Raw genomic sequence first — 13051 nt, 5'->3', positions numbered from 1 at the left:
AATCTTGGGCCTTCCTAGTGGCCTTGGGCAAAATGGGCAAGCGTGGGGTGTTGCCTGTGCGCGCTCCATATCGCACAAAGACGCTATGAGCGACCTATTCGAAGATCCAGAGCCGCAAGGCAGCACCGGAAGCAATGCACCCGAGTTCTCGGTGTCCGAGATCAGCGGCGCAGTCAAACGGTCGATCGAGACGGAATTTGCCTATGTCCGCGTGCGCGGCGAGGTCGGGCGCGTGTCGCGGCCTTCGTCGGGGCATCTTTACCTGGATCTAAAGGACGACCGTGCTGTTCTGGCCAGTGTAATCTGGAAAGGGCGGGCGCAGGCTTTGACCCATCGGCCCGAAGAGGGAATGGAGGTGATCGCAACGGGGAAACTCACCACCTTCCCGGGTCAGTCCAAATACCAGATGGTGATCGACGATATCGCACCTGCAGGTGCCGGCGCGCTCATGGCGATGCTGGAGAAGCGCAAAGCCCTTCTACAGGCGGAGGGGCTTTTTGCACCCGAGCGGAAAAAAGCGATTCCCTTTCTGCCGGAAGTTATCGGGGTGGTGACGTCGCCATCGGGTGCCGTCATCCGTGACATCCTTCACCGTTTGCGGGATCGCTTCCCGCGCAAGGTTCTGGTTTGGCCTGTGGCGGTGCAGGGGGCGTCTTGCGCACCGCAGGTTGCCGCAGCGATCGAGGGCTTTAATCGCATGACGCCGGGTGGTTCGCTGCCAAGGCCCGATCTTTTGATCGTGGCACGTGGTGGCGGGTCGATCGAGGATCTTTGGGGCTTCAATGAAGAGATTGTTGCGCGTGCTGCGGCGGCATCCGAGATTCCCCTGATTTCTGCGGTCGGGCACGAGACGGACACGACCCTCATTGATTTCGTATCGGATAGACGCGCACCGACCCCGACCGCTGCGGCGGAGATGGCGGTGCCGGTGCGGCTTGATCTTTTGTCGTGGACCGAGAACCAAGGCGTGCGGCTTGCGGGCGGCGTGACGCGCAGCCTCCAGATGCGGCGCCAGCGGCTTTCGGATTTGTCCCGCGGATTACCCAAGCAGGATGCGATCCTAGAGGGGCCGCGTCAAAGGCTTGACGTATTGGCCGAAAAGCTCCCTGCTGCGCTGCGGTCCGGTAACGGGCAAAAGGCGCTCTTGTTGAGCCGCACCTCGGGAGCCCTGCGTCCTCAGGTGCTGTCGCGGCGCATTGCCGAGGAAAAGCGCGTCCTCAAGGGCCTCTCTGACCGCCTCTCGCCCGCCTTGGCGCGTGCGAATGCGGACAAGGGGCGGCGGCTTGATCAGACGGCGAGGGGCCTGCGCCCGCGCGAACTTGATGCACAGATTGCACGAGGGAACGACAAGCTCGAAACGCTCTTGCGTCGATTGAGCGACCGTGCGCGGCGTCTGCTTGATGATCGTCGGACAAGGCTCGAAGCCTTGGACCGCCTGCGCGAAACCTTGGGCTATACCGAAACGCTTAAGCGGGGCTATGCCGTGGTGCGCTCGTGTGATCATGTGATCACATCGGCGCAAGCCGCCAAAGAAGCAGGTGCACTAGAGATCGAGTTCAGCGATGGACGCTTTGCGCTCGGGGGGGCTGCCACCAAAGGCAAAACAAAGCCCAAAGAGCCAGAACAGGGGTCGCTCTTCTAGGGTGTGCAGCTTAGCGGCTCGTCGGTCTCATTCACCGTGTAGAACGGAGAGCCACTGGTCACGCCCAGAAATTCCGCAGTGAGCTCGCCGTCTTCGAGGTAGAAGTTCCAGCACTGTAAATAAGGGCTGTGATCATAAAAGAAACAGGTTTGGCCGTTGTTGTCGAACCATGTCCCACCGTCGCAGGTGCCGTCGAGATTGGACCAAAGAATGTGTCGGTCCGGAAGATATTGCTCGGCGCCATAGTCGCCTTGGTCTGTGTGGCCGAAGAGGAACGTTTTGCCAGCTGTATAGGCATCGAAAGCATCCCCGCTCAGGAGGGTTTGCGCTTCGGCCGCAGAGAGGCCAAGCCCCGCAAAGAGGATGAGGGGCCTGAGGCTCACGCGCGTGTCCAGTCCTGAACAAGCGGGTCCATCACCCTGCGCCACCGTTTGGGCGAGAGCGCGAGGGTTGCCATGAACGGCAGCGAGCGCGGCAACATCGGAACATCTCCGAGTCGCAGCAAAGGATAAGGCGTTGCGGGATGCGCATGATGGTCCGAGTGGCGCGGCGCATTGAGCATCAACGCCGAGGAAAACCAATGCGGGGTATTCCAGCTGTGCTGGGGTCCGACAGGTTCAAGCTTTCCATCTATCTCGGCACGGCGAAGACCGTAGTGCTGCACATAATCCGAAAGCAAAAGCTGCATCTGCGCATTTCCTGCAAGAAGCACATACCAAAAAAGCCCCGCCGGTCCTCCGATCAGGACTGCGCCGATAGCAAAGGCCAAGGCGCCGCCGATGTAGCCGACATAGGGGTGGGTCAAGCGGGATTTGCCTGCGCGTGAGCGGCGTTCGCTTTCTGCCTCCAGTCCTTTGAGAAACGAGCCTTTCCAAGCGCGCTTTGCAAAATGGTAAAAACTTTCACCCAGCCGTGCTGAGTTGGGGTCGTCATCGGTGGCGACAAATCTGTGATGAACCAAAGGATGTGCCGAGGCGTGATGCCCGAAAAGCAGGGAAATGAACACAAGCCGCCCGAGCCCATTCAGGAGGCGCGTGCTTCGGTGGATCAGTTCATGGGCGTTGGAATTGCTGACTTGGCCAAAATACTGACCCGCTGCAAAGAAAAGAAAAATCTTCTCCCAGATTGCCCAATCCCCCTTGGCCAAAGAATAGACCACAAGGGCGAGTGTGATGAAATGTACTTGGGCCAAGAGCATGGACAGCGCGTCGGCCCACTCGATGTCCTCTTCCGAGCCTTCGGGGCCGCTTCGTGCGACTCCCTCATCGAGAGCCATAACTCCGACGGTAATCACGATCAGCGCAAGCACGGTCAGCCATCCTCCGAACATGGCAGCCCCCCAAAGAAAGGGGATCGGCGCGAGCGAGGCGATAGCAAAAAGATACATCCCGAAAGTCCTTGGCGAATTCTAACTGATTTTTACCACCGCAAGACGCGTGGGGCGAGAGGGAATAGAGTTGCGCAGTTGGACTTTAAAAAACCAGCGTGAAGGAGTAGGTGATACCTAGCAAATACGTGAAGGGCCCCGATGTCGTTTTTCAAGAAGCTTAAAGATCGTCTGACAAAGTCATCGTCCAAGATCGACCAAGGTCTGGAAAGCATCGTGGATGATGGGGGCGTCATCGAGGAGGCTGCATCTTCTGCACCCGAGCCCGAGACAACGGCAGATCAGGAGCCGCAAGCATCCCAGCCCATCGAGATTGTCCCTCCGGTTGTCGAGCCTGCCCCTGCGATTGCAGTGCAGCCGGTGATCCCCGACACGCCCAAAGCCTCGGGCGAGCCCGAGAAAAAGGGTATTCTCGGCCGTCTTTTCGGAGGTGCCGAGCAGAAAACCGTTGTGCGCCGCACGCTCGACGACGACATGCTCGAACAGCTCGAAGAACTGCTCATCAGCGCGGATATGGGTGTGGATACCGCACTGCGCGTAACGGCCAATATGGCCGAGGGCCGCTTGGGCAAGAAGCTCTCGGTTGAAGAGATCAAACAGCTTTTGGCAGACGAAGTGACGCGGATCATGGAACCCGTGGCGCGACCCCTGCCTCTCTATGCCAAGACGCCTCAGGTTGTTCTGATCGTCGGTGTAAACGGCGCAGGCAAAACCACGACAATCGGAAAACTCGCCAGCCAATTCCGCGCTGCGGGCAAAAAGGTCGTCATCGCGGCGGGGGACACCTTTCGCGCAGCAGCCGTCGAGCAACTTCAGGTCTGGGGTGATCGCGCAGGTGTGCCCGTTCTGACTGCGCCCGAAGGTTCTGATCCTGCCTCGCTTGCCTTTGATGCGATGACCAAGGCTCAAGCCGATGGCGCCGACCTGTTGCTGATCGATACCGCAGGCAGACTGCAAAACCGTCAGGACTTGATGGAAGAGCTGTCCAAGATCGTGCGCGTGATCCGCAAGAAAGACCCCGAAGCGCCACACAATACGCTTCTCGTGCTTGATGCGACGACGGGCCAAAATGCGATCAATCAGGTTGACGTGTTCCAAAAGCTTGCAGACGTGTCGGGTCTTGTGATGACCAAGCTTGATGGAACGGCAAAAGGCGGCGTCCTTGTGGCGCTTGCTGATAAGTTCGGTCTTCCGATCCATGCAATTGGCGTGGGTGAACAGATCGACGATCTTGCCCCCTTTGATCCCGAGGAATTCGCCAAGGCCCTCGTCGGGCTGGAATGATTCTTTCAAATCGCCGGTGTGATGGACGCACTCGGTCCGGAGCACCCCTGCCAAAAGGCCTTTACTTTGGGTGATTATCTGATTTCGCTGGCTGGGACGCCCGAAGGTGCGCGGCTTGCCAGTTTGCTCGCTCTTACCGCGGCGGTCGCCCATGCGCTATTCGGGGCCTTGCAAAAAGGGCGTTTCGATCCTTGGCTTTCGCGTGCGGTGATCGACGCAGGCTTTTTCGTCATCACGCTCCCCGTCGTCCTGTTTTTTGTTCCCGCGCCGGGATTGCGCGATCTGGTCATCCTACTCGGGGCGGCGCTCATCCACCTCGTTTACAAGATCACGATGGCGCGCGCCTATGAAAAGGCAGCTTATACTGTGGTTTATCCGGTCGTGCGTGGCACGGGGCCATTGGTGACGGTTGCGGCCGCCTCGATCTTTTTCCACGAGCATTTCACGGGCGTTCAATGGATCGGGGTCGCATGCCTTTCGGGCGGTATCCTGCTGCTTGCGCTTCGGAACCTAAGCGAAGAGAAGATCGCCAAACAAGCCCTGAGGATCGGGCTGATCTGGGCGCTGGCCTGTGGATTTATGGTGGCGGTTTACACGACCTATGACGCTTGGGGCATTCGTGTGGCCGAGAATGCCTTTACCTTTCTGGCTTGGTTCTTCTTTTTGTCGTCTTTCGACTTTCCCGTCCTTGCACTTCTTCGGCATCGCAAGACGCCGATCAAAGCGCCCTTCAAAGCGCTCGCATGGCGCGGGCTTAGCGGTGCGTTCCTTGGCTGGATCAGCTTTGGCGGCGTGATGCTCGCCACAAGGCTCGATAAAGTCGGTGAAGCCGCTGTTTTGCGCGAAACCTCGACCGTGTTCGCGGCCTTGATCGGTTGGTTTATCCTAGGCGAAAAAGTCGGGCCGAGACGGCTCTTTCTTATGAGTCTGATTGCCATCGGAGCTGTGATCGTGGAATTAGGGGGCTGAAGGAGAACCCGATGTCGCAAAAACCAATCAATCCGATCCTCAAGCAAATTCTCGAACTCGGACCGACGGTCGCGTTCTTTGTCCTTTACCTGAAGATCAAGGAAAAGACCTTCACCATCGCGGGGACCGAGTATTCGGGCTTCATCATGGCGACCATCGTCTTTGTCCCTGTGCTTTTGGCGGCGATGGGCGCGCTTTGGGCTTTGACCGGCAAGCTGAGCCGAATGCAGATTTTCACCGCTTTTATGGTGATTTTCTTTGGGGGTCTCACCGCTTGGTTCAACGACAAGACCTTCTTTATGATGAAGACCACCATCGTCTATGGTCTCTTCACCGTGCTACTCGGGATCGGATTGTTGCGGGGGCGCAGCTATCTCAAATACGTCATGGAAGAGTTTCTCCCAATGCAGGACGAGGGCTGGATGAAGCTCACGCGCCGTGTCACGGCTCTCTTTGCAGCGCTTGCCATCGGGAACGAGATCGTCTGGCGCACCATGAGTGAGGAGACTTGGGTCACTATCGAGACTTTTGCCTTTCCCGCCGTGACATTCGTGTTCCTCTGGAGCCAGATCGTCATGCTCCAGAAGTATCTTATCGAGCAGCCCGAGTAGAACGGGGTCAAAGCCCCGCTTATCGTTACTTCTTGCCTTTGAACAAAAGGTCCATCTGTTCTTTGCTATAGCTGGCCTGACGCGCCTCGGCGTTCACGGCAAGGCCGCGCTCGACCGCGGGACGTGCAAACATCGTATCGAGCCAGCGTTTGACGTTCGGGATCTTGGTGATGTCCTGCTGTTGGCCTTCCCATCCTTTGACCCAAGGGAAAATCGCAAAGTCGGCAAGGGTGATCTCGTCTCCGCAGACAAAGGCTTTGCCTTCGAGCTGGCGATCCAGAACGCCGTAAAGACGCCCCACCTCGTTGCGGTAGCGGTCTTGGGCATAGGGGAGCACTTGGGGCGGGTCCATCATTGGGGCGTATTTGAGGAAGTGATGTGCCTGACCCGCCATCGGGCCGACGCCGCCCATCTGCCACATGAGCCATTGCTCGATGTTGACCCGCTCGCGCTCGGTCGATCCATAAAATTTTCCAGTTTTGCGCCCCAGATACTGCAAGATCGCACCCGACTCGAAAACGGAAATCGGCGCGCCGTCGGGGCCGTCATGGTCGATTATCGCGGGCATCCTGTTGTTCGGAGCGATCTTGAGGAAATCGGGTTTGAACTGATCGCCTGCGCCGATGTTCACAAGGTGCACGGTATAGGGCAGCCCCATCTCTTCGAGCGCAATGGTGATCTTGTGGCCGTTCGGTGTCGGCCAGAAATAAAGGTCGATCGGGGTGGACATTTGTCTCTCCTTTTTGTCGGGCACAGCATGGCGCAAGCCGCGCTGGAGGCAAGGCCTTTTCCTTGACCAATTTCTTGCAAGAGAGTAATTGCGCAGCGTGGCGATTTGAACCGGATTGCGGGCCACGTTAAACAAGCCGCTAAAAAGGGAAGAGGGTGAGCCTCGATACCTTTGCCGGTGTCGAGGCTTTTTGTTGTAAGGAACTTGGGACATGACGAACTGGAGCAAACGGACCCGCGCAATTCATTCGGGCATCCGCCGCAGCCAATATAACGAGCTGAGCGAAGCGATGTTCCTGACCCAAGGTTTCGTCTACGAAACCGCCGAGCAAGCCGAAGCGCGGTTCGTCAAACTGGGCGAGGATGAGTTCATCTATGCCCGCTATGGCAACCCGACGGTTGCGATGCTCGAAGACCGTCTTGCCGATCTCGAAGGGGTAGAGGCCGGGTTTGCGACCGCTTCGGGTATGGCTGCGGTCAATGGCGCTCTGATGTCGCTTTTGAAGGCGGGGGATCATGTTGTCTCGTCCCGCGCACTTTTCGGCTCTTGCCTATATATTCTTGAGGACGTCCTTGCGCGGTTCGGTGTCGAAATCACGCTGGTGGATGGTCGCGACCTTGACGCATGGAAAGCCGCCATTCGCCCCGATACCCGTCTGGTGTTCTGCGAAAGCATCTCGAACCCGACACTCGAAGTCATTGATCTCAAGGCGGTTTGCGATCTGGCGCATGCCAACGGAGCGCTCGTCGTCTGCGATAACGCTATGGCAACCCCTGTCTACAGCTATGCAGCCGAGGCAGGAGCAGACCTTATCGTCTATTCGACCACGAAGCACGTGGACGGGCAAGGGCGCTGCCTTGGGGGTATTATCCTTGGCAAGCGCGACTTGGTGCGTGGTCCAGTCGAGGCCTATCTCAAGCATACGGGCGGCGCGATGAGCCCCTTTAACGCTTGGGTCATGCTCAAATCACTCGATACCATTGATCTGCGCGTGCGGGCGCAAACCGCGACCGTCCTGAAATTGGTGGACGCGCTCGAGAACCATCCCAAACTGTCGCGGGTCGTTTATCCCGGTCATCCGTCGCATCCACAGTATGCGCTCGCCTCGCGTCAGGCCGAGGCTGCTGGAACCGTCTTTGCGATCGAGGTGAAGGGCGGGCGGGAGGCTTGCTTCAAGTTCCTCAACGCGCTCGAAGTTTTCACGATCTCCAACAACTTTGCTGACAGCAAATCCATCGTGACCCATCCAGCGACCACCACGCACCAGCGTCTTCCTCAGGAGCAGAAGGACACTTTGGGTATCACTCCGGGTCTCGTGCGTGTATCCTGCGGACTCGAAGACCCCGAAGACCTGTTGCGTGATCTTCTTAATGCACTTGATGTCGCCTAGAGGATAACAATGAGTGATCCAAGTGACGGTTTGAAGCGTATACCCTTCGCATTCGTTGAAAAACTGTCGCGTGGGCTCGATATAAAGGGTGCCACTGATGAGCAGGGGGACCCGCACATGAACCTTCACTCGCCTGATCTTGAACGGCTCCCGAGCCGTGAAGAGGCGGAAGCGGCGCTTGCCGTGCTTCGCCGCTGGGCTGCAGACGTGACGCCCGAGGAAATCGCAACGCTCGACCCCTTGGTCGGGCGCCTGATCCCCGGTCAGGAGGTCAGCAATTATCCCGCGCTCGCGCGCGCCTATCCAGAGGACTTTCAGGTCGACGAGGATTACAAAGCCTCGATGCCCGATCTTCAGAACGGACCGTCGAGCCTTATTCGTGGGGCCAAGGCCAATATCCAGCATGTTGGGATCAGCAACTTCCGCTTGCCGATCCGTTTCAAAACCCGCGACAGCGCCGATATCACCCTCGAAACCTCGGTCACGGGCACGGTTAGCCTCGAAGCCGAGAAAAAGGGCATCAACATGTCGCGCATCATGCGCACCTTTTACAAGCACTCCGAAAAGGAGTTCTCGTTCGAGGTGATCAGCGCGGCGCTCGACGATTACAAAACCGACTTGCAGAGCTTTGATGCGCGTATCCAGATGCGGTTCCGCTTCCCGCTTCTGGTCAAATCGCTGCGTTCGGGGCTTGAGGGGTATCAGTATTACGATATCGCTCTCGAGCTGGTCGAAGTGGCAGGTGTCCGCAAGCGGATCATGCATCTTGACTACGTCTATTCCTCTACCTGCCCTTGCTCGCTCGAACTTTCCGAGCATGCGCGCCAGTTCCGTGGTCAGCTTGCTACACCGCACAGCCAGCGCTCGGTCGCCCGCATTTCAGTCGAACTCGAAGAACAGGGTCCCGTGATGTGGTTCGAAGACCTCATCGAGTTGGCCCGCGCCGCTGTTGCGACTGAAACCCAAGTGATGGTGAAGCGTGAAGACGAGCAGGCCTTTGCAGAGCTGAATGCCGCTAACCCGATCTTTGTGGAAGATGCGGCCCGCCTGTTCTGTGAACAGCTTCAGAAGGACGCGCGCGTGGGTGACTTCCGCGTGATCGCGAGCCATCAGGAAAGCCTTCATAGCCATGATGCTGTGAGCGTCCTGACCGAGGGCAAAACCTTTGCGTCGGAAAGTCTCGATCCACGACTGTTCTCGACCTTGTTCCACGTCGGATAAGGCTTGCATGATCGACATGGCCGAGTTGATCGAAGAGAGCACCTCGGCCAAATTTTTTTGTGCTAGTCATGAGTTAGGGAGGAAGCCAGTCAAAGAGACAGAGGTTTCCAAATGGCACTTGCAACGACTCACATCCAATTGTTTCCTGTCGGCCTGCGCGACCAGATCGATCGCTTTTTTGTTGCTATCGGCCAAGGCATGAATGCTTACATGGAGCGCCGCAGCCACATGCGCGAAATCATGGCGCTCAATGCCAAGACCGATGAAGAGCTCGCGGCCCTGGGTATTACCCGTGATGGCATTCCGCGCTATGTCTTTCGCGATATCTATTACATCTGATCCGAATGCGCGGATTTAGACACTGAGCCGGAGCGTTTGGAGCGCTCTGGCTTGACAGGCTCGCTTGGGCGGTCCAACCCTTCGCCCATGCTTGACTTGCGCCCCGTTGGATATGTCACTGGACTCTTGATTGCCGTTCTTGGCCTTGCCATGATCGCGCCTCTTGCCTTTGATTTCTTTGCCGACGATCCCGAATGGGAGACATTTTTTCAAAGCTCCATTTTGACCACCACCGCCGGAGTGCTCCTTGCGCTCGCCTGTCAGAACGGGATCAAGTCGGGGATCAACGTCCGCCTTAGCTTTGTGCTGACGACCGTGGTCTGGATCGCTTTGCCTGCTTTCGGTGCAATCCCCTTTATGATCGGCGAGACGAATCTTTCGCTTGTCGATGCGATGTTCGAAGCGATGTCGGGGATGACGACGACGGGTGCGACCGCAATCCATGGTCTCGAGACCCATTCATATGGAATCCACGTCTGGCGCGGGATCTTGCAATGGCTCGGCGGGCTTGGGGTTGTAATCGTCGCGATGATTTTCTTGCCCGTGATGAAAGTGGGCGGGATGCAGTTTTTCCATTCGGAAGGCTTCGATACCTTTGGCAAAGCGCTCCCGCGCGCACTTGATATCGCCAAGGGTCTGCTCTGGATCTATGTCATCCTCACCGTAATCTGCGCGATTTCTTATGTCGCGGCAGGTATGAGCGTCACGGATTCCATCGTGCACGCTTTTACCACCATTGCCACGGGCGGATTCTCCACCACCGATGCGTCCTTTGCCGCCTTTCCGGGGGCACCCCAATATGTCAGCGTCGTGTTCATGTTGCTTGCAGGGCTTCCATTCCTCCGCTTTCTGCAACTGATCCAGGGCGACCCGCAGCCGCTTTGGCGCGATAGCCAGATCCGCACCTATCTGACTTGGACGGTCTATGCGATCCTGCTCATCGTCGTGTTCCGCATGTCGGTCGAAGGTGAATTTTCCGAGGAACTTTTTCGCTCCACGCTTTTCAATGTGGTTTCGATCTTTTCGGGCACGGGCTATGGTGATGGGGATGTTTTGGCATGGGGGCCGTTCCCCTTTGCCATACTTTTTGCCGTGGGCGCGATTGGGGCCTGTTCAGGATCGACGGGCTGCTCGCTCAAAGTGTTCCGCTACCAGATCCTGCTTCAGGCGATTTCGGCCCAGATCGCCAAGATGTATAGCCCGAACCGTGTCGTATCGGTGAAATTCGAAGGTCGGGTCGTCTCGCCCGAGGTCATCAGCTCGATCATGCTCCTCTTCACCTGCTTCATCCTGTCGTTCGGTGTCCTGATCGTGTTGATCGGAATGACAGGCGTCGGCTTTATGGGCTCGGTCACGGCGGCATGGACCTCGATTTTCAACATCGGTCCGGTGTTCGGCAGCGAGGTCGGTCCGTCGGGGGCGGTCAACACATATCCCGATCCCGCCAAATGGTTCATGATTTTGGGGATGCTGTTGGGACGGCTCGAAATCGTTTCGGTCTTTGTTCTTTTTCTTCCGCGGTTCTGGCGGGCATAAAAAAGGGCGCCAGATACGGCGCCCTTTTGTGTTCGATCTTTCCTGACCCTACCAGCAGCTGACCAGAACGGTCATATCCGAGGCCGCGTTGGTAAGCGTTTCGGGCGGCATATAGGTCATCGTATCCGTGATCGTCAGGCGAATACCTGCGCTACTAAGAGAGGCAATGATCGCTTCGGCGTCGACGGCAAATCCGACCTCAGGAGGAAGAACCTTGCCCTCTTGGGTCCAAGGGGTGAGCATGCCGAGCACAGCACCGCCGTTGTCGAATACGGGGCCACCAGCGTCGCCTTGCTCTGCCTTGATATCAAGACGCTTGAGCTCTTCCTCGCCGCCCAAGCCTCGCAGATCGGCAAGTTTGCCGAAGGTGAGCGTCGGGGTCGGAAGGACACCGCCATAGCTAAAGCCAGCGACCGCGACATCGGACTGGAGGCGCGGAACTGCGCTTTGGAATTGGGCAATTCCCATCGGGGCGAGCGGGTCTCTGGATTTGAGCACCGCAAGGCCCAAGGCATCGTCCCGATGGACCACATCCGCATCATGGTCTTTTTGAATGGTGATCCGCTCGCAGGCATCGACTGCGGCCAAAGTCGTCAGGACGGTGCCCGCTTGGTCGACAAAGAAACCGGAATAGGAAATCTTGGGCTGACGGACCGCAAGGCCCGAGATCAGATCGATCGACTGGTCCTCGTCAAGCGCGGCAACCGCGGGGTCAAGCGTCCCTTCGATGCGCGTGAACGAGGCTTTCATCTCTTCGAGCACCCGGGTGCGGCGCTCGTCGTCTCCGTTCGGCCAGATCAGGGAAAAGCCCTTGATCTCGTTGTTTTCAAGCGTGGCGTAGGTGTAGGAGTGGATATCTTCGTCAATTCCTTCGATTTCAAAGCTGTCTTTGCCACGTGAACGCAGGCCATCGACGGGAATGATTTCGAGCGTCTGGAGGATTTCAAAGAGCCCTGCAAAGCGATCCTGATCTCCGGGTTGCGAGATAAGCACCACACGCGCCCCGAGAGCATCCTTGGATTTGTATTTCGCAAAGGGGGGCTCGTATTCTTCGAATTCCACAACACCGCTCGGGATCTTGATTTCGATCCCTGCTGCATCATCGCGCACAAGGGTCAGGTCCATACCTTCGAGGACGGCGTTGAATTGACGCGCAAGCTCGGCGCGTTGACGGGTTGTCAGCACACCCGTGACTTCGAAACCGTTTGCTGCTTGCCAGTCGCTCATCGAGCTACGCGTTCCGCGCCCGAATGAACCGTCTATGGCAGCCGAATAGAACCCTGCCCATTGGAGCATCATTTGAAGCTCTTTTTTCTCGTCGCGGGAGAGAGCGGCCTCGGATGCCTGAGCTTCGCGCAGGGTTTCATCGGGTGCCTCAGGCTCCTCAATTGCGATCGCAACCTCGGCGGCGGCCTCCTCTATGACTGGGGCTTCCTCGACCACGGCGTCGGGTTCGGCATCTTGCGCGGGGGCAAGGGAAAGGTTGGACGGAATGTCCTGCACGGTTGCGGCGCTTCCTGCGCCGATGGGCCAGAATTGTTGGCCATAGCGCGTGCCGTCGGCAATAAAGGCATCATTCGGGATCATCCCGTTGCGGCGCAACTCCCGGCGGATATTCTCGGCATCTTCGCGGCTATAGGGCCCTAGGGTGATCACATACCAACCCGACCCCATGTAGAAGCCGTTCACATCCTCGAGATTGGTGGCATAGCCTCGAATTGCGTTTTGAGCGGCGCTCAGCGTGGGTTGGGCTTCGACCTGGACCCATCCGATATCGTCACCCGTAATCTGGGCCGCAGCGGGAAGGGCGCAAAGTGCAGCAAAAATAACCCCGGCAAATCGCATTTTCATCTTCATTGTGGTTAATCTTTTGATCTTTACTGTTTTATCCCGACGACCCTATCAGATGGTCAAGCCTGTGCAGCATCAAATTAACGCCATT

The 13051-nt window shown here is 57.6% G+C and carries 12 protein-coding genes and 1 riboswitch; of the genes, 8 read left to right on the top strand and 4 right to left on the bottom strand.

The annotated features are described in order from the left end of the window. Nucleotides 1-85: 85 nt before the first annotated feature. On the top strand, nt 86-1642 hold the full coding sequence (gene xseA, locus QQG91_RS09480) for an exodeoxyribonuclease VII large subunit (protein ID WP_285769984.1): 1557 nt from the start codon (nt 86-88) through the stop codon (nt 1640-1642). Here xseA and QQG91_RS09475 read toward each other — a convergent pair. Both QQG91_RS09475 and QQG91_RS09470 read right to left on the bottom strand, forming a co-directional pair. Next, nucleotides 1639-2025 (bottom strand): hypothetical protein, encoded by a 387-nt coding sequence (locus QQG91_RS09475; RefSeq protein ID WP_285769983.1) that lies wholly within the window; start codon nt 2023-2025, stop codon nt 1639-1641. The genes xseA and QQG91_RS09475 overlap by 4 nt on opposite strands. Further along, nucleotides 2022-3029 (bottom strand): alkane 1-monooxygenase, encoded by a 1008-nt coding sequence (locus QQG91_RS09470; RefSeq protein WP_285769982.1) that lies wholly within the window; start codon nt 3027-3029, stop codon nt 2022-2024. The genes QQG91_RS09475 and QQG91_RS09470 overlap by 4 nt, the downstream gene beginning before the upstream one ends. 141 nt (nt 3030-3170) lie before the next feature. On the opposite strand from QQG91_RS09470, the gene ftsY reads away from it, so the two are divergent. The 3 genes from ftsY (at nt 3171) to QQG91_RS09455 (ending at nt 5893) form a co-directional block, all read left to right on the top strand. Further along, nucleotides 3171-4313, top strand: coding sequence for a signal recognition particle-docking protein FtsY (ftsY, locus tag QQG91_RS09465; RefSeq protein WP_285769981.1), 1143 nt, complete (start codon nt 3171-3173; stop codon nt 4311-4313). A gap of 66 nt (nt 4314-4379) precedes the next feature. After that, nucleotides 4380-5282 carry a DMT family transporter gene (locus QQG91_RS09460; protein ID WP_285769980.1) on the top strand — a complete coding sequence of 301 codons (903 nt, stop codon included), beginning with the start codon at nt 4380-4382 and terminating at the stop codon, nt 5280-5282. An 11-nt stretch (nt 5283-5293) separates the two neighbouring features. Beyond that, complete coding sequence (locus tag QQG91_RS09455; RefSeq protein ID WP_285769979.1) at nt 5294-5893, top strand: inner membrane-spanning protein YciB; 600 nt, start codon at nt 5294-5296, stop codon at nt 5891-5893. 25 nt (nt 5894-5918) lie between these two features. Here QQG91_RS09455 and QQG91_RS09450 read toward each other — a convergent pair whose 3' ends face one another. Then, nucleotides 5919-6623 (bottom strand): glutathione binding-like protein, encoded by a 705-nt coding sequence (locus QQG91_RS09450; protein ID WP_285769978.1) that lies wholly within the window; start codon nt 6621-6623, stop codon nt 5919-5921. 87 nt (nt 6624-6710) lie between these two features. After that, nucleotides 6711-6787, top strand: a riboswitch (SAM riboswitch). Nucleotides 6788-6834: 47 nt separating this feature from the next. Between QQG91_RS09450 and metZ the strand changes: the two genes are divergently transcribed. From metZ to QQG91_RS09430, 4 genes are all read left to right on the top strand, one after another. Next, on the top strand, nt 6835-8013 hold the full coding sequence (gene metZ / locus QQG91_RS09445; RefSeq protein WP_285769977.1) for an O-succinylhomoserine sulfhydrylase: 1179 nt from the start codon (nt 6835-6837) through the stop codon (nt 8011-8013). A 117-nt stretch (nt 8014-8130) separates the two neighbouring features. Then, nucleotides 8131-9234 carry a GTP cyclohydrolase FolE2 gene (gene folE2 / locus QQG91_RS09440; RefSeq protein ID WP_285769976.1) on the top strand — a complete coding sequence of 368 codons (1104 nt, stop codon included), beginning with the start codon at nt 8131-8133 and terminating at the stop codon, nt 9232-9234. 111 nt (nt 9235-9345) lie between these two features. Then, on the top strand, nt 9346-9573 hold the full coding sequence (locus tag QQG91_RS09435; RefSeq protein WP_285769975.1) for a hypothetical protein: 228 nt from the start codon (nt 9346-9348) through the stop codon (nt 9571-9573). Between the two features lie 87 nt (nt 9574-9660). Next, nucleotides 9661-11109: a TrkH family potassium uptake protein gene (locus tag QQG91_RS09430; RefSeq protein WP_285769974.1), complete on the top strand. Its 1449-nt coding sequence runs from the start codon at nt 9661-9663 to the stop codon at nt 11107-11109. Between the two features lie 48 nt (nt 11110-11157). Here the strand turns inward: QQG91_RS09430 and QQG91_RS09425 are convergent, their stop codons facing one another. Next, nucleotides 11158-12954 carry a trypsin-like peptidase domain-containing protein gene (locus QQG91_RS09425; protein WP_285769973.1) on the bottom strand — a complete coding sequence of 599 codons (1797 nt, stop codon included), beginning with the start codon at nt 12952-12954 and terminating at the stop codon, nt 11158-11160. Nucleotides 12955-13051: the final 97 nt, after the last annotated feature.

The sequence above is a fragment of the Marivivens sp. LCG002 genome (genome assembly GCF_030264275.1).
Taxonomy (GTDB): domain Bacteria; phylum Pseudomonadota; class Alphaproteobacteria; order Rhodobacterales; family Rhodobacteraceae; genus Marivivens.
This window is presented reverse-complemented; position numbering and strand designations above follow the sequence as displayed.

Coding starts and splice junctions, on each gene's coding strand:
- QQG91_RS09425 (WP_285769973.1), bottom strand. CDS start 12,954: ATGCGATTTGCCGGGGTTATTTTTGCTGCACTTTGCGCCCTTCCCGCT.
- QQG91_RS09450 (WP_285769978.1), bottom strand. CDS start 6,623: ATGTCCACCCCGATCGACCTTTATTTCTGGCCGACACCGAACGGCCAC.
- QQG91_RS09470 (WP_285769982.1), bottom strand. CDS start 3,029: ATGTATCTTTTTGCTATCGCCTCGCTCGCGCCGATCCCCTTTCTTTGG.
- ftsY (WP_285769981.1), top strand. CDS start 3,171: ATGTCGTTTTTCAAGAAGCTTAAAGATCGTCTGACAAAGTCATCGTCC.
- folE2 (WP_285769976.1), top strand. CDS start 8,131: ATGAACCTTCACTCGCCTGATCTTGAACGGCTCCCGAGCCGTGAAGAG.
- QQG91_RS09435 (WP_285769975.1), top strand. CDS start 9,346: ATGGCACTTGCAACGACTCACATCCAATTGTTTCCTGTCGGCCTGCGC.
- QQG91_RS09455 (WP_285769979.1), top strand. CDS start 5,294: ATGTCGCAAAAACCAATCAATCCGATCCTCAAGCAAATTCTCGAACTC.
- xseA (WP_285769984.1), top strand. CDS start 86: ATGAGCGACCTATTCGAAGATCCAGAGCCGCAAGGCAGCACCGGAAGC.
- metZ (WP_285769977.1), top strand. CDS start 6,835: ATGACGAACTGGAGCAAACGGACCCGCGCAATTCATTCGGGCATCCGC.
- QQG91_RS09430 (WP_285769974.1), top strand. CDS start 9,661: ATGCTTGACTTGCGCCCCGTTGGATATGTCACTGGACTCTTGATTGCC.